The sequence below is a fragment of the Planctomycetia bacterium genome, from assembly GCA_015075745.1.
Lineage (GTDB): Bacteria > Planctomycetota > Phycisphaerae > UBA1845 > UTPLA1 > UTPLA1.
In genome coordinates this window covers 1,232,581-1,248,668 of record JABTTW010000001.1, presented here as the reverse complement: position 1 = coordinate 1,248,668, position 16,088 = coordinate 1,232,581, and the positions used below count along the sequence as shown (strand labels likewise).

At 60.7% G+C, this 16,088-nt stretch carries 11 protein-coding genes; 4 read left to right on the top strand and 7 right to left on the bottom strand.

Annotation, left to right across the window (positions count from 1 at the left end):
- Positions 1–121: 121 nt before the first annotated feature.
- Positions 122–1,396 carry a serine/threonine-protein phosphatase gene (locus HS101_04945; protein ID MBE7505618.1) on the top strand — a complete coding sequence of 425 codons (1,275 nt, stop codon included), beginning with the start codon at positions 122–124 and terminating at the stop codon, positions 1,394–1,396.
- Positions 1,397–1,456: 60 nt separating this feature from the next.
- Positions 1,457–2,734 (top strand): PQQ-like beta-propeller repeat protein, encoded by a 1,278-nt coding sequence (locus HS101_04940; GenBank protein ID MBE7505617.1) that lies wholly within the window; start codon positions 1,457–1,459, stop codon positions 2,732–2,734.
- 39 nt (positions 2,735–2,773) lie between these two features.
- Here the strand turns inward: HS101_04940 and HS101_04935 are convergent, their stop codons facing one another.
- The 3 genes from HS101_04935 to HS101_04925 form a co-directional block, all read right to left on the bottom strand.
- Positions 2,774–3,595, bottom strand: a complete 822-nt coding sequence (locus tag HS101_04935) for a BtpA/SgcQ family protein (GenBank protein MBE7505616.1) — start codon at positions 3,593–3,595, stop codon at positions 2,774–2,776.
- A gap of 49 nt (positions 3,596–3,644) precedes the next feature.
- The gene (locus tag HS101_04930) at positions 3,645–4,619 is read right to left on the bottom strand and encodes a thermonuclease family protein (GenBank protein MBE7505615.1); all 975 of its coding nucleotides are present in this window, start codon (positions 4,617–4,619) and stop codon (positions 3,645–3,647) included.
- 101 nt (positions 4,620–4,720) lie between these two features.
- Positions 4,721–5,050 carry a co-chaperone GroES gene (locus HS101_04925; protein ID MBE7505614.1) on the bottom strand — a complete coding sequence of 110 codons (330 nt, stop codon included), beginning with the start codon at positions 5,048–5,050 and terminating at the stop codon, positions 4,721–4,723.
- Between the two features lie 170 nt (positions 5,051–5,220).
- Between HS101_04925 and HS101_04920 the strand changes: the two genes are divergently transcribed.
- Positions 5,221–6,858: an alkaline phosphatase D family protein gene (locus HS101_04920; GenBank protein MBE7505613.1), complete on the top strand. Its 1,638-nt coding sequence runs from the start codon at positions 5,221–5,223 to the stop codon at positions 6,856–6,858.
- Here HS101_04920 and HS101_04915 read toward each other — a convergent pair.
- The 3 genes from HS101_04915 to HS101_04905 all read right to left on the bottom strand — a co-directional run bounded on the left by HS101_04915 (position 6,828) and on the right by HS101_04905 (position 13,150).
- Positions 6,828–10,076, bottom strand: coding sequence for a hypothetical protein (locus HS101_04915; GenBank protein MBE7505612.1), 3,249 nt, complete (start codon positions 10,074–10,076; stop codon positions 6,828–6,830). The genes HS101_04920 and HS101_04915 overlap by 31 nt on opposite strands.
- 146 nt (positions 10,077–10,222) lie before the next feature.
- Entirely contained in the window at positions 10,223–11,266 is a 1,044-nt protein-coding gene (locus tag HS101_04910; GenBank protein ID MBE7505611.1) for a hypothetical protein, read from the bottom strand.
- A gap of 150 nt (positions 11,267–11,416) precedes the next feature.
- Positions 11,417–13,150 carry a tetratricopeptide repeat protein gene (locus HS101_04905; GenBank protein ID MBE7505610.1) on the bottom strand — a complete coding sequence of 578 codons (1,734 nt, stop codon included), beginning with the start codon at positions 13,148–13,150 and terminating at the stop codon, positions 11,417–11,419.
- 119 nt (positions 13,151–13,269) lie between these two features.
- Between HS101_04905 and HS101_04900 the strand changes: the two genes are divergently transcribed.
- Positions 13,270–14,886: a hypothetical protein gene (locus tag HS101_04900; GenBank protein MBE7505609.1), complete on the top strand. Its 1,617-nt coding sequence runs from the start codon at positions 13,270–13,272 to the stop codon at positions 14,884–14,886.
- Here HS101_04900 and hemL read toward each other — a convergent pair.
- Positions 14,787–16,070 carry a glutamate-1-semialdehyde 2,1-aminomutase gene (hemL, locus tag HS101_04895; GenBank protein MBE7505608.1) on the bottom strand — a complete coding sequence of 428 codons (1,284 nt, stop codon included), beginning with the start codon at positions 16,068–16,070 and terminating at the stop codon, positions 14,787–14,789. The two genes, HS101_04900 and hemL, sit on opposite strands and share 100 nt — an antisense overlap.
- Between the last annotated feature and the right edge of the window lie 18 nt (positions 16,071–16,088).

Sequence of the window (16,088 nt, the reverse complement as noted above, 5' to 3'; positions counted from 1 at the left end):
CCCGGCACGCCGAGTCCCCATCGCGGGACGCTTCAATTCGCTAAGTGAACCTGCCATTCATCCCAGCCGAAGTAACAACGCAGCATCGATTGCGCGGCGGTACTTATCGGCTGAAAGTCAAATGGCAACCACGACAACCACTCGAGTAGTCACGACGGCCGGTCAATCAGCGGACCGTCTGCTGCGGAGTCCGATATACCGGATCGCCGTTTTGGGTGATCGGACGTCGGCGCAAGTTGTCGCGGGCCGGTTGTCGGCGGCGAGCGAATTTTGCGCTGCCCGATTGGTCGAACTTCCGGCTGAGATTCCCGCCGGTTGGTCGCTTCCCGGTTTCGATGTCGCCATCTGGATCGACGCAGGCGAAGCGAAACAAGCGGAATCGACAGGCGATCGCAAGCGCCTCAGCGAGTGCTTCGCGGCCCTGGGCGAGCTTCAAATCGGAGTCATTGTCCTTACCGCGCGTCCTGACCGCTTTGCCAATGTCGGTGTCGGCTTCGTCTGCCTGCCCGTGGACTCGGGAATGGACGTCCTCCGCGGCGCCATCCTCGCGGTCACGCAGTTTCAGCCCGCACTTCAGGCATTCGCCCGCGAAGTCAGCGGCATGCATCGCCTGCATACAAGCCTGCACAAGCATTTCGACGCCATCGACCGCGAGCTTCGCCTGGCCTCGCGGCTGCAGCGCGACTTCATGCCGCGCGATCTTGTTGCCGCGGGGCCGCTGCGATTTTCGACATTCTTCAGGCCCTGCACATGGGTCAGCGGAGACATCTTCGACATCTTTCGGCTCGACGAGAATCATTACGGTTTCTATCTTGCCGATGCCGTCGGGCACGGTGTCGCCGCCGGGCTGCTGACCATGTACATCAAGCATGCTATCCAGCCCAAGCGTATCGATGGCAATGACTATGTGATTGCCAGGCCGTCCGAGGTGCTCAGCGCACTGAACGATCAACTCGCCGCACAGGGCCTGCCCGATTCGCAGTTCATCACCGGCTGGTACGGCATCATCAACTGCAAGACACTGCGACTCGATTACTCCGTCGCCGGTCATCCGCCGCCCATGCTCATCGACCGTTCCGGGCTCATCGGCGAATTGCATGGTGACGGCAGCCTGCTCGGTCTCTGCGCCGGCCAGCAGTTCACGGATGAATCCATCATGCTCAAGCCCGGCCAGCGAATTGTTCTCTACAGCGACGGTCTAGAGTCGATCCTGATCGAGCAGCGCCCGCCCATGCCCGCGATGCCATGCCTCCAGCCGAATGTCGCAGCCAAGTTGGTAGGCGACCCGGACGAGCTTCGAGCCGAGCTCACGGAGATACTCGACACCCTGCCCGGCGGACTTTCTGAGGCGGACGACGCGTCGATGGTGATTCTCGACATCGTCGGCACGCACTAGGGTCGGGGCGAAGTCGCCCGCCGTTTGACCGGGTTTTTCCTCACTCATACGATGTTCGCCATGCGAACGCCGATTTGGGCATGCCTGCTTGCTATTGCCACTCCTTCCGCGAGTCTCAACGCCGGAGATTGGCCGCACCTTCGCGGGCCGCGATACGACGGTGCGGCCCCGGCTACCAACTTCCTGAAGACCTGGCCCAGTGAAGGACCGCCGAAGTTGTGGTCCCGCGAAGTCGGACCGGGCTTCAGTTCATTCGCCATCGTCGGCAGCCGGCTCTACACCGGCGGGACAAGGGACAAGCAGCAGACCGTCATCTGTCTCGACACGGTCACCGGCGCGGTGATCTGGGAGCGTCCCTTTGAGCCGGAGATGACCGATCCCGATCCGAATCTCCACGGCCCTCGCGCGACGCCGACCGTGAGCGACCATCGCGTTTACATGATGGGGTCGCACGCCCGGGTGTTCTGCTTCGATGCTGCGACGGGCGAGACAGTCTGGGAGTACGAGCTGCACGGCAAGCCGCACTGGGGTTATTCCGGCTCGGTTCTGATCGACGGCCATCTCGCGATCTTCACGGCCGGCGGCAAGGACGGCTCGCTTCGAGCGGTGGACAAGACGACCGGCAAACTCGTGTGGACCTGCGGGGACGACCCGGCGGGATACGCCACACCATATCCATTCGATTTCGAGGGCAAGCGCTACATCTGCGGGTTTATGGCGGAGAGCATTCTCATTGCTGAGCGAGATACCGGCCGGTTGGTCCTGCGGCTGCCCTGGCCTTCACACTCAGGCGTCAACGTTGCCGGGCCGATCTTTCACGACGGCCGACTGCTTATCAGCTCCGGCTATGGCTACGGCGCGGCGCTCTTTAAGCTGCGGAAAGATGGAGACAATCTCGCCGCCGAAGAACTCTGGAAGAGCCTCAAGCTACGAAACAAATTCCAGACGCCGATTCTGATCGACGGAAAAATCTATACCTGTGACGAGACGGGCCTCAAATGCGTGGACTTCGCCACCGGCAAGGTGGAATGGCTCAAGCGGCGCATCGTCCACGGTCCCATGCTCGCGGTGGGGCGGTACCTGTTCCTGCTCCGTGAATCGGGTGAATTGCAAGTTGCCGAGGCTTCGCCTGTGGGCTTTGAGCCGATCTCCACGGCGAGCATCTTTGAGGGAAACACGCGCTCGCTGTGGCAGACAGTGACCAAGCAGCGACAAGGCGAGCGATGCTGGACCGTACCGGTCTTCGTGGACGGTTTACTGTATGCCCGCGATCACACCACGGTGGTTTGCCTTGATCTTCGCATCGAAGGCGCGGCGAAAGCAGGCGGGGAGGAGTAATCCTCGGCGGCCACGGTGATCGTCTTGCCTAAAGGCAGTCTATACGCGCTTCGCGGCGCGGACGAATTCGCGAATCCGCTTCTCATCCAGCGCTGCCGTTGTCTGCCCGCCGCGCTTCAGAGCCGTTCCGACGATCAACCCGTCCGCGATGTCCAAATAGTCACAAACCGTCTCGGCAGTCACGCCCGAGCCGATCCATAGCGGCGTCTTCGGGACGGCCTCCTTGACTCGGCGTACGGCGGCAAGATCGGTTGCCTTGCCGGTGCCGGTTCCGCTGACGATCAGCACGTCCGCGCCCGCCCGATGGGCCGTCTCCTCGGCGGCCAGGGTGATATCCGGCTGGCTAATCGGTGTCGCGTGTTTGACATGCACATCCGCGGCGATGCCGACATGCGGGGCGATCGCCGCTCGCTTCCGCAGCACCTCATTGGCCTTTCCCGTAATGATGCCCTGATCTGTGGCGTAAGCGCCGGAAAGCACATTCACGCGGACGAAGGCTGCCCCCGTCGTCGCTATGATGGCCAAGGCTGATAGTGCGTCATTACGAAGCACGTTGACGCCCACCGGCACGCCGCACGTCTGCACAACCTGGGCGATGACAATGCTCATCGCGGCGATTGTCTCTTCCGGAACGCGGTCCGCCGCAAAGGGCACGTCGCCGAAGTTCTCAACGATGACCGCGTCGAATCCTGCTTTGCCTAATTGCCGCGCCTCAATGACTGCCCGGTCGATGATTGCCGACATGCTCAGTTTCGACCCCGCAGAGCCGGGCAGGGGGGGCAGATGAACCATCCCGATGAGCCTCAATTTGGAAATGTCGAGCGTCTCGCCCGTCCTGCGTGATCGACTTAATTTCGCCATGTCATCCTTACTGCCATTGATTCGTCGCGACAGATCGCGAGACCTTTGACTATTCCGGCCGCCAGAACTCACACGGGGCCAAGCGGCGCCCCTTCGCTTCGTTGACGCTGATTGTCGCCGGTTCAGTCAGCAGCGTCGCATGGGGGCAATACGGCGAATGATACTCTCGCGTAAACTTGCCGACGATCACCTTGGCCGTGCCATGGCTCCCCTTTAGACGCTTCCAGACGCCGCGCTGCCCCCAGGCCGCGTCGTCCTCGCGTCGCAAGTACTCACTCAGTTGTGAGAAGTCCGATGAGCGATCGACCCATGCGAGGCCTTCTTGGATCAGCGTCCCGCCGATGTCTTCCCGGTCGGATCCAATTGCTGCATACGCCGCGCGACGGCCGTACCGATCGCGAATGGATTCGTCCTCGGCGGCCCATACGACCGTCACCTTTCGACCCTTCACCAGCTTTTCAAGTTTTTTCTGGGTCTCTCGCGCGGTTGGCTGCCCGTTAATCGGAGCGCCGATCCCCGTCAGTCGCACGCGCTCGCCGCCCTCCAGTTCCAGCGTTGCACCGGGCAGAACGCGCGAAACTTTCACGGTCTCTACAATGCCCGATTCGGCATTTTCGTCGCCTGCCGGTTGACTTTGTTTTCCGCCGGCCTCGTTGCCCTTGCCGGATTCCGCATCAGTCTTCCGCGGCTCTGACTTTTTGTCATCACCGGGGGGCGTCTCCGGCTCCTTCGGCTTCGACGCCTCCTCTTTTAACTTCTCTTCAATCCGCGCGCACGATTTGCACTGTCTTCGCCCCTCGGTCTCCGCCTCTTGCACGGACTTGAATAAGACGCGATTACCCGAGGCGATGGTCTTCGCCGCGCCGCAGCGATCCGGTTGAGTGTGGTAGACCTTACTCTTCTTCGCGCCCATCACCGCGGCCGACGCGACTGCGGTTGCCGACGCTGTCAGCCCAAAGGCGATCAGAATGACAACAAGCCGAGAAGGTCTCCGGCCAGAAACGGCGTACTTGCGAATGGTCATTGCCGCCTCCCTCGAACAAGTAGTTCAAGGGAGCATTGTAACCGTGACCAGGCAGTTGATTGAAGGTGTAACTCGGGGGGGCACTCTGGGCAGGGGCAGAATCAGGCGCCTGCCTTGCGAAAGACGGCGACGACATCCTCTACCGGGACGACGAAGAGTTGATTGTCGCCCTCAAAATCCACCGGAATTGCGTGCTTCGGATTGAACAGTACCTTGTCGTACTGCTTCAGCGGAAAGTCCTCGTCGTTGTCCACCTGGGTGGACACGGCCACGACCCGCCCGGTGATCGTCGGAATCTCAATGTTGTCCGGAAGCTGGATACCGCCCTTGGTCTGCTTCTTGTCGGCATCCTTGCGAATGAGGACGCGCTTGCCGATCGGCTCCACAGTCTCCAGCTTCGGTGTTCGCGTTTTGGCCTCTTCGCGGCTCATAATTTGCTCTCGTGGAATGGGAGGTCTCTGATTGAGTCGCTCCACTTCTTAGATCATAGCGGCTCTCCCGCTGCTTTTACAGCGAGGGTCCGGGCGACTGCGGCAGTCAATTGGCCGCAATCCATCCTCCAGTTACAATCGGCAACACCACTGAAAACGGGACAGAAACCTTGAAAAACGCCCTTACCGCCGTCCTGACTCTCCTTGCCCTTGTCGGTCTCGTTTCGCCCTCCGAGGCACAGAGCCCTTTCGCTCAGGGCGTCGCATCCGGCGATGTGACGGACACGACGGCGATGATCTGGACACGCGCGACTCCGCCCGGCGAGGTTCGGCTCGAGATCGCCTCTGACCAGGCATTCTCGATAATTCTCCAATCTGTCAGTGTCACCGGATCGCCCGACAGCGACGGCACGGTCAAGGTCGATGTCGATGGTCTTACACCGGCGACCCTGTACTTTTACCGGTTTGTCGATCTGGCGACCGCAGCGGTAAGCCCGCTCGGTTCCTTTCGCACGGTGCCGGCCGCCGACGCGGCACGCCCGTTTCGATTCGTCTATACCGGTGATTCCAACGCCGCTCATCAGCCATTTGAGGTCCTCGGCAAGGCTGCCCAGGAGCAGCCGGACATCTGGTTCTGGGCGGGCGACACGGCCTACGCTGACGGAGTCGCGGGCGGCATCCCGAGAGCGTCTGATCTGGAGGGCTATCGCGCCAAGCACCTTCAAAATCGCAATGACCCGTTCCTGCAGACCCTCCTCGGCTCCAGCGCCGCCTATGTTCAGTGGGACGACCACGAAGTAGCGAACGACTATGACGGGGGCGACCTCGAGGCACATATCACCGAGGCGCAGCGACAGGCCGGCTATCGCGCGTTCTTCGACTACATGCCCATCCGTCCGCAAGACGTCGCCGGTGACGAATCACGCATCTATCGCTCCGTGCGCTACGGCTCGCTCGCCGAGTTCTTCATCCTTGACTGTCGACAGTACCGCTCGCGCGACGTAGGCCGCGAGGGTGGTGGGCCCGATCCCCGGGCGTTTTTGTTGCCGACGCTGGAGATCGAGACGATCACTCGCCTGGCGGATCCTGCCCGATCCATGCTTGGCGCAGAGCAATTGGCGTGGCTCAAGAATGGGCTGAAGAACTCGACTGCTACCTGGAAATTCGTGCTTAGCTCCGTCCCGTTTACATCGCTTCTGTTCATCCCGTATGACCGCTGGGACGGCTATGTCGCCGAGCGATACGACCTGCTCCGTTATATTGACGTTAACGGCATCACCGGCGTCGTCCTCATGTCGGCGGACATTCATGCCAGCGTGTACAACCCGGATGTCACCTACTTCCTGCGCAACACCATCCGCCAGGAATTCTCGCCGTGCTTCAAGGTGCCTGAAATCATCGCCGGGCCCATCGCGACCGATACGCTGCAAAATGAGATCGGCGATTTCATCGCTGGCTTCGCCGGCGTCAGTGGGGCGGAGTTTCGGGGAACGCTGCTGTTCGGGCTCGGATTCGATTTTCTGCGAAACAAGATCATCGAAATGAACGGGCTGCGCTTTGTCGAGCCGAACAAGTTCGGCTACGCGGTCATCGATGTTTCCGCCGACGCAGTGAACGTGACTTGGCGCGGCATCGAACCGGACTCATCCGCCCCGTCGCCGCAACCTCAAACACTGCACACGGCTGTCTTGCCGGATGCGCAGGCAAACCTCTGCGGCCAGGGATTCCTGCTTCCCATCTGCGCGATGGCGGTTATCCCGCTTTGCACCGTTCGCCGCTATGGCAGAAGGGCGTCGATGAACGGCTGAATATCGCCTCCGTCGTTGAGAAAATCCCCGTCCATGTCCGCGATGGGATTGTTCGCGCAGTCCGGGTCGAGCCCCAGCAGCACATTCACAAATACTGGCAGGTCGGCCATGTCCACCGCCGCGTTCAGATCAAAATCGCCGCGCAGCCCATAGTAAGCCCGAATGACGGTGTCGCTGCCCGGCCCGGCGTTCATCGTGCCGCTGATCTGCAATCGTCCGCTGGCTGGATGAAGAACCGCGGCGACGTACTGGCAATCGGCCGTTACTGCAAAGACGTTGGCCGACGTCGGCACGCGAAGCTGCGTCGTATAGTGAAGCGTACCGCCGGTTACATTGGTCAGCGTGTGCGTGTTGAGCCCCTGCTCCTCGTCACATCGTACGTTAAATCGCTTGTCCTTCAGTCGCAGCCCGCTAAACGTCATTGTGTTCCAGCCGGTCGGCAGGTTCGGCTCGATGATGAAGCTGTCCGTCGGCGCCATCGGCTTGTAGTCCAGAAAGGCCATCAACGCATCGACAAACGTCGACATCGACTCCCAGGCGTTTGGCCATGCCGTCTGCAATACGAAATCCGTCTGCCCCGGATACAGGAGACTTCCGCAGTTCGGGCAGGTGCACGGGTTGCACGCCGGCGCCATCTGCTCCGCGCCGAAGCCGATCGGGCCCAGCTCGTCAATGCACAGATCGATGCGGAACTTGTGATTGTCGATGTCGGCCTTGTCGCCGGTATGGTCGGCGCGCTCCGCGTAGTAGAGTCCGTACCACAGCGTACTCAGGAACCACGGGCCGGCTCCCCACGGTGACGCAGGGCTCCCGTCGCCCCAATATGAATCTCCCCAATAGCGATTGATGAGATTCAACCAGCCGTAGTCGTCATTGAAATTGACGAGCGGGTGGCTGTTGCCGGTTGTGTCATTCGCCACGCCGTTCACGCGGTCGATGTAATTGGCGGCCTGTGACGAGGTCGCCCCGAAGATATTGAACGGATAGACGATGCCCAGTTGCGAAATGTCGGTCACCTCGGCATTGGCGTTGAGCTTGTCGGTCAGTCCGCTACGGATCGTGTCCGCGCGATTGCCGAAATCCAGCGAGTCGGCATTGTTCCCCAACGCTCCGGCAATGGCTGCCGCATCCAGTAAGCCGCGCACCACGTTGGCATTCGAGTAGATAAAGAACCCGTATTGATCCTCCCAGACGTTGTTGCTCCACATCAGCCGCTCCGTCGCGTTGTAATTCAGCAATGCATGCAGACCCGCATCTCCCGGACTCGTGCTGCATGTAAACGCGGCGTCGCGCACTTCGTCATAGTGACTGCTCAGAAACGCCAGATCGCCGGTGATCAAGTACTGGTAATAAACACCCCATGGAAAGACCGCCGTTTCGTCGATCTGCGGCGAGGGCCAGACGACATGGCCGTCCATGGTGTATTTCTGCTTCCAGAATCCCTTGCCCCACGATTCGTTGTCGCGATAGGCCACGTCACGCATCCACTGATAAACCTTGTCCGCCTCGGGCAGATGTCCCACACGGGCCAGACAGACCGCCGCGTAGACCGCGTCGCGCGGCCAGCAGAATGGATACGCACCGTTGTGATAGCCCGCCGCCACAGCGCCGCTCACACCGTCGAGGTGCAGCGCTGTTGCCAGGAGCCCGCGCTTGAATAGTTCGTCATAAGTCGTGTCCGGCGTATCCAGTAGCACGCCTTCGTTAAGCCAGCTTTGCCAATAGGCGTCGGTGTCACCCATCACGCTCGACATCGAGTTCGCAAAGAACCAATCCAGCGCAGGGCGAATCTGTCGATCGCCAACGTCCGCGAACAGCCCTTGCTTGAAGCCGCCCGCGATGCACATATCGACTTCGACAGGAACCCCAGGGTCCAGCGTGAGCTGCATGCCGATCCAGCCCTGGCCGTTGTCGGCGCTTGTGTCGCGCCACGAATCGGTCGCCGGGGTGCCGGCGGAATCGCCAACGCCGGCGCACTTCTTCAGGGCCGTGCCGAGGAAGACTGAGACATTTTTCGGGTAGTCGTCCGGTGCAAAGCGCGGATTGTATTCTCCGCGACTGATCGCCGAGCCGCCTGCGTTGTCAAATGCGACCATCGCGCCATGCGCCGCGCCCCCGTCCTGATACATCGCGTCCGAGCCGTCGCCGCCGTTGATCGCGAAGTCGCCATAGGCGTATAAGTTAATCACCTTCGTCGAGGGGCCGTTGTTGGTCAGAATCATCCGCTTCACATACAACCCGCGATTTGGATTGCCGTCGAGATCGTTCGGAAAGGTGATGCCCTTGGGACAGAAGTCGTACTGCTGAACGGCGATGTTGTTGCCCCCGCCGTGAAGCCGAGAGGACGAGATCACCGTGTTTGAGTCAGGGTTGTATGCCTGTGCGACATTGTCGTAGCCGAGGCCGCTCTCGTTGCTCATCCAGTACGTCAGACCATCCACACGGATACCACACATCACCTGATTGACGTGCATCTGCCCGCGGCCGCTGGTGAACGGTGGGAAGGTGTCGTTGCCGCCGGCATAGCCCTCGTTCTTAGTCGCCACGCCGAGCCATGCCCCCGCGCCGGGATAGAAGATGTCGAAGATCGTGCCGTTCTGGTCGAGCATCAGGTTGATGTAGTTGTTGCCGACCATGGCCTCTTCCTTCCAGAAGTAGACCGGTGGATACCCTAGGCCGGGGTTTGGCGAGCCTGCCCCCGCGCCGGGCCATGCAAGCTTGTTGACGTATGAGTAGCTTGCGCCGCCATTGGCGAAGACCTCACCGCCGCCGCCGGTGTCCCAGGCGCTGATGCGATATTTGATATTCTGCGCATACTCGCGCGCGGACATCGGCAATGTCGCCTTCCACCAGTCGCGCGTACCTTCCATCGTGCTCTCATTGGTGACGAAGGTGACCTGACCGCCTGTGTTGCTGAGAACCAGAGTGCCGACCGTGCCCACGCCGAAGCTGCCGCCCGGTTCGCTGCCGTCGTTGGTCCAGTAGATCGCCACGCGGTCGTAGGCGAATTGAAACGAGACTCGAAAATAGACATCAACCGCGTCGGCCTCACGGGGCGTTTCCGGCTCGCGCTGCGTAACGTCCGGCGCTTGGGAAAACGCCTGAGCGCCGGGCGTATGCTCGACGGCCGTCGGTGCGGCCCCCAACGGTGCTTCGACGAAGCCGAAGGCCAGGGCGACAACTAGGAAAACTGCGAACTTGATACTCGCTCGGGTCATGGCAGGGCCCCTCAACAATCGGCTCATCGGCTGGTTACCAAGCCGCCCCCCGGTTTGCGTAGGAAAAACGATTTATTGACCCATTGTAGCGGGAATTCGGCCCATTCCCAAACTCAGAAAACCCGTATTGAAAAGTATCTAACTCTTTACGGGGCCGCTTCGAACGCCCCGTGCTCGGCGTGGAATCTCTCCTGGGCCAGGCGATCGGCTTCGGCGAATTGCCGGGCCACCGAAACGATACTGTCGTTGAACGACTGAATGTGCTTCTGCGTGACCCGCTCCGGTGGAATCGGCAGCATCATCGACCAGCGGGTTGGCGGCACCAGAACGATCGACGTGCGTAGCGCCAGAATCTTCCTCGTTCTGTCGCGATACCCGCTCCACGAGCGACCGATCTGCTCGCGCTTCCAGTAATACTCGATGCGCGATCGTCGGCCGATGCAGCGCGTGGGGTCCCAGTCCTGTGGACCGCTGATGACGGCAACGATCACCGACTGCGACAGCTGAGCATGACCGAGTTCATGTTCACCGCGACTCACGACACGGTTCTTGTCGAGGGGATCGGCTCGGGCAACGACGGTCTGATCGAGATTGAATTGAACCGGCGCCAGCAGGGTGGCCTCGATGCGCGTACCGTATATCTCCGACTCAGGCGCCGTGCCGTCCGGCAGATCGGGCGGAACCTTGTGCAAAGTAAAGAGAATGCGGGCATGGTCGTCGGTGACAAGTTCGTGAAAATGGATGCCAACGACATCGTGCAACTCACGTGACATCCATTTCTTCCAGAGGATGTCGGGCATTTCGATCACGGGAATCGCATTTTCGTCCTTAAGCGGCTTGTCGGCTCCGCTTCGCTCGGCGGACAGGCCGGGCAATGGTGCAAGGGCCTGGCCCTTTTTCCACTCGCTTTCGCCACTTCCAGCGGGGGTGACGATCAGTTCCCACGGCACGCCGTCACGGGCCGTTCCCGCGCGAAAAGCGCGATAGGTCCAGTTGCCGAGGGTGATCGGGACCCCAAGCTCGGTTTTTTGTTCTGTACTTTTCTCCGGTGGCCAAAGAAAAATGGGGCGGCGCCCCGAGCGGGTCCGCAGGCCCGCCGAATCGTCGCCATTCGTGACGGCTTGAGTAACCGCTACGAGCGCGGCGGCTAAGAGCACTATGAGGGTCGCAGGGCGCGCGCGATTAAACATGGTCGACCTCTGTCGGAATGCGGATTCGGCTTGCCCGCCACGCATTATATCTGAACCAGGAAGCTTCGGCTAACGCGGCATCAAAAAAAAGAATGCCAAGGCGGCAATTACGCGGGAAACAGGGGGCGAGTGAATCAGGCGCGAGGGGCACTATCGTTGCCGCGACCTTGCCTGGTCCAGCCCTTGCGCTGCGGCCTGATTGTTCGGCTGAATCCTGAGCACGGCCTCAAACTCTCGCTGTGCATCGGCAACCCTGTTCAGCGCGAGCAGGTAATTGGCAAACTCGATTCGGTCGTTAATGCCGCGCGAGTTTTTTTTGGTGTGGTTCTCGATGGTCCTCGCATAGTAAGTGATCGCCTCATCCACCCGACCGAGTTGCCGGCTGCACCGCGCGCATGCTCGTTGATAAATGATCATTTCGGGATCGATCTTGGCGGCCTGGGCGTAGCGCGGCATCGCCGCCTCGTAGTCATTCTTCTGGTAATAGTGGTTCCCGAGGTTAAAGGCGCCGGCGACGCAGTCGGGGTTATGATCGAGCGTGTAAGTCCAGAACGACTCAGGGTCTTTCCAGATGCGATTCTGTCGGATTGTGAGCCAGCCGAGTATGGCTGCGATCGTAAAGAGCATCATCCATGCCGCGCGGCGCCGAATTCCGGGACTTTGAAGCCAAGTCGGGTGAGACGAGTCGGTTCCGGGCGAGGCGGTCGTGCCCGCAGCGTACTCAAGCAAGAGTCCCGCGATGAGCAACAGGCCGGGTAGGCCGAAGTAAACGAAGTGATCGGAGACAAATGAGAACTGCAGGAAGTTGAATTGAATCAGCCCCAATGCCGGCCCTAGGGCCAGAAGAAAGACGGCGATGCTCCACCATGCAAGCGGCGCGAGTCTTCGCCTGAACTTCCAGACGAGCCCGCATGCCACGGCAACGCCTGCAGAGGTGATCCAATACCTGGGCTCGGAAAGCGAAGCGGGCCATCGTTGATAAACGGGTACCAGGTCGAGTGGGACGATCGTCTTAACGATGTAATGAACCAGCGACGCGGCGGCGACGAAAGGGCGCAGCAACCACTCCAACGGCTCTCCGCTCTTTCGGTTTTGCGATTCAGCGCTCGCGGTCAGCAGTCCCATCGTCAGTGCCAGGCCGAAGAATGGCGCGGTTCTGGCGATTGCCCTTGCCGTCCACTTCCCATCAAGCAGCCGGTCGGTCACGAGAAGGATCGGCGCAAGCACAACGCAGGCCGTCTTGGCGAACAACGAGAACTGGAACGCCAAAATCGCCGCGATGTATCGCCAGATTCCCCCGCTACGCCGAAATTGAACATAAGCGAGCAGCGAGCCCCAGAAGAAAATCGCGGAGAGCGTGTTTTTTCTCTCGGCTATCCATGCGACGGACGCAACGTTGATCGGGTGGACGGCGAATAGGAGCCCGGCGGTCGCCGCAGCCAGGAGCGGCGCCCCCAGCGAGACAATCGCCAGAAAAACGGCGACGGATGCAAGTGCGTGCAATACCATTTGCACGATGTGATAGCCGGCCGGTGAATCCCGGAAGAACTGATACTCGATCCAGTACGACGTCCACACAAGCGGGTAGTACAGCTTGACCGGCTTGTCTCTGAAAACATCGAGCCAGATGGACTTGAGTCCACCGTCACCGGTCACCAGGGGGTTACCGATCACGTAACCGGTGTCATCCCACCGGACGAATTCGTACTCGCGCGTGTTCCAATAGCAGATGACGGCCGCCGCCGCGATGAGCAGCGAAACGCTGAACTGCCGGAAGGCCGTTGTTCTGATCGGAGGCAGCGAAATCGGATCACCCCCCCGCAGCGTATTACGGGCCCTCTTTGGTGCTTCCGGCGATCGACGTTTTTCGGACTTCTTCGACACGCCCGCATTCTTCCACGACGATCGCGGGCTGTCCAACGTCCCTCACGGCCCGGCGCCGGTCCGCTAATCCAGACGGGTTCAAGGCTTAGGTCCGCCGCGCCGGTATCCGAATAAAAAAGATGATGCGCACACATCGCGGTCGATTCCTGGGTTTTGCGCTGGTCGGCATGTGTCTGCTGTCGGCGCTGCACATTCTCCGTCTGCCGAGAATCGTGGTCGATGACGCATTCATCTCGTATCGCTACGCGCTCCAGTGGATTAGCGGCAACGGCCTCGTTTTTAATGTCGGCGAGCATGTGGAGGGCTATTCGAACCCGCTTTGGGTCTGGCTGACCGCCCTTGGCATGCTCCTTCGGGCCGACCCCGTCGCATGGACGCGCTCACTTGGCGCGACGGCATGTCTGGGATGTGTCATTCTAACTGCGTGGCAGACCTGGCGCCTTACCAAGTCATGGGCTGCCTGCGCGGCGGCCGGGCTCCTTCTTTCGACAGCCACGGCATTTTGCAGCTCGGCGCTTTCGGGGCTTGAGACCGGTCTATTCAGTCTCTGTCTCACCGCGGCGGCGGCGCTCTTCATCGGTCGTCGCTATCTTTCCGCGTCGCTGGTAATCGCCGTTGCAGGCATGACACGACCCGAGGGATTCGCGCTTATGTTTGTCGCTGCTGTCTGCCTGGCCCTGTCGCGGAGTCGACGTGACAGGTCGCGGCCGGCTGTCTGGGTCCGACTGATAACGCCGGCGCTTTTGGCACTGATGGGATTACTGACATTTCGCCTTTGCTACTACGGCGCGTGGACGCCGAACAGCGTCCTGGCCAAGAGTGCGATGTTCGCGCAGCTCAGGAGCGCGTCGATCATTGAGATGCCGGGGCTGGTGCTGAACAAATCGGGAATGGCTTACGTGGCCGGATTTTTCGCATCAACCCTGGGTTTGGCAACCCTGCTTTGCATCCTGCCGCTTCTGCTCGCCCGATCACGCCGATCGGCGGCGATGCTCTTGACCCTCGTTTCATTGCAGGGTTGCGCCGTAGCGGTTTACAACTTTGGCGACTGGATGGCGTCCTACCGGCTCCTTACGCCGTATTTACCGATCCTTGTCATCCTCGCCTGCTGGGGCGCGGTGCTCGCCGTCAAACGGGCCAGCACGTCCTTGCCGCCGATGAGGTCAACCATCGTCACCGCGACTGTCGTCGGACTGGTGTTGACGACTCCACTGTTTTCATATCAGCGAAACCTTCCCGTGCCGTCGGTGCGACCGGACTTCGAATTGGCGAAACTTCTTGAATGTTCGCGGCAGCCGGACCTGCTCGCCGCCACTGACGTACTCGGCAGGTTGGGTTACTACGCTCCGGCCGTGCGCATCATCGATATGGCTGGCCTCACCGACGCCTACATCGCCCGAAATGGTGAGTCGAAGCCGACCTTCGGCAAATGGGACATGAAATATGTCCTGTCACATCGACCCGACTTCCTCATGACCAACGTATTGAGCGGCTGGCGGGACGTGTTGCCGGACGGTCAGTTCCAGCTCGAGTACGCCTGGTTGGATGAGCCAACATGGCGAAGCGGTGCGAATGTTGCCGCGCGATATGTCTTCATCCGCCGGGGAACGGTACTCGAGAGGGAAATGAAAGCCGCCTATCCCGCCGCAATTTTGCGCAATCCCTCGCGCGCGGCGGAAAGCGTCTCGGCAATGGCCGCCGAGTCGTGCGCCAACGACACGAACCATGCCTCATAGCCGCTGGGCGGCAAGTGTACGCCCCGCTCCAGCATTTCGTGGAAGAATGCAGCGAAGCGGCGGTGTTCACACGACTTCGCATCGTGGAAGTTACGAACCGGTTGATCGGAAAAGAACAACGTCAGCATCGAGCCCGCACGCTGCACGACGCCGGGCACACTGTGCTCCTGCAACAGGGATTCAAGTCCCTGCTGAAGTTCTGCTGACCTCGCATCGAGTGTCGCGTATGCGGCCTGATCGAGTTGCCGCAGTGTCGTCAGTCCCGCGGTCATCGCCAGGGGATTGCCAGAAAGCGTGCCCGCCTGATAAACCGGTCCAGCCGGTGCGATCATGTCCATCAAATCCGCACGTCCACCGTACGCCCCAACCGGCAGGCCGCCGCCGATGATCTTGCCCATAGTCGTGAGGTCCGGTCTGACTTCGTAAATGCTCTGAGCCCCACCTGCCGCAACGCGAAACCCCGTCATCACCTCGTCGAAAATGAGCAGCGCCCCGTCGGAGCTTGTAATTTTTCCCAGTCCGTCGAGAAAGCCCGATGCCGGCGGCACGACACCCATGTTGCCGGCGATCGGCTCAACGATGACCGCGGCGATTTTCTCGGGGAATGTCTCGAAGAGTTCTTCAACGGCGGCCAGATCATTAAACGGCGCAATCAATGTCGTCTCGGCGCAGGCACTCGTAACGCCCGGTGAATCCGGCAAAGCGAATGTCGCCACGCCGGAGCCCGCCTTGACGAGTAGTGAGTCCGCATGACCGTGATAGCACCCCTCGAACTTCACGATGTGCGTGCGACCCGTCGCCGCCCGAGCCAGGCGAATGGCGCTCATGACCGCTTCGGTGCCCGAGTTCACGAACCGGATGCGCTCGATCGACGGCATGCGCCGGCATATCTCCTCGGCCAATTCCACCTCCGCCGGGCACGGTGCGCCATAACTGGTGCCATTTGCCAGGCACTGAGCGAGCGCCTCCGTCACCTCCGGATGAGCGTGCCCGAGGATCATCGGCCCCCAGGAACCGATGTAGTCGATGTATTGCCGACCATCGACGTCCGTCAGTCGGCAGCCGCGCGCGGAGACGATGAATCGGGGCGTCCCGCCGACACTCTTGAACGCACGAACCGGGGAGTTGACTCCTCCGGGCATGAGCCCAACTGCGCGACGGAATAGTTCTTCGGAATGAGACATTCGCAAGAGGGTAATGGG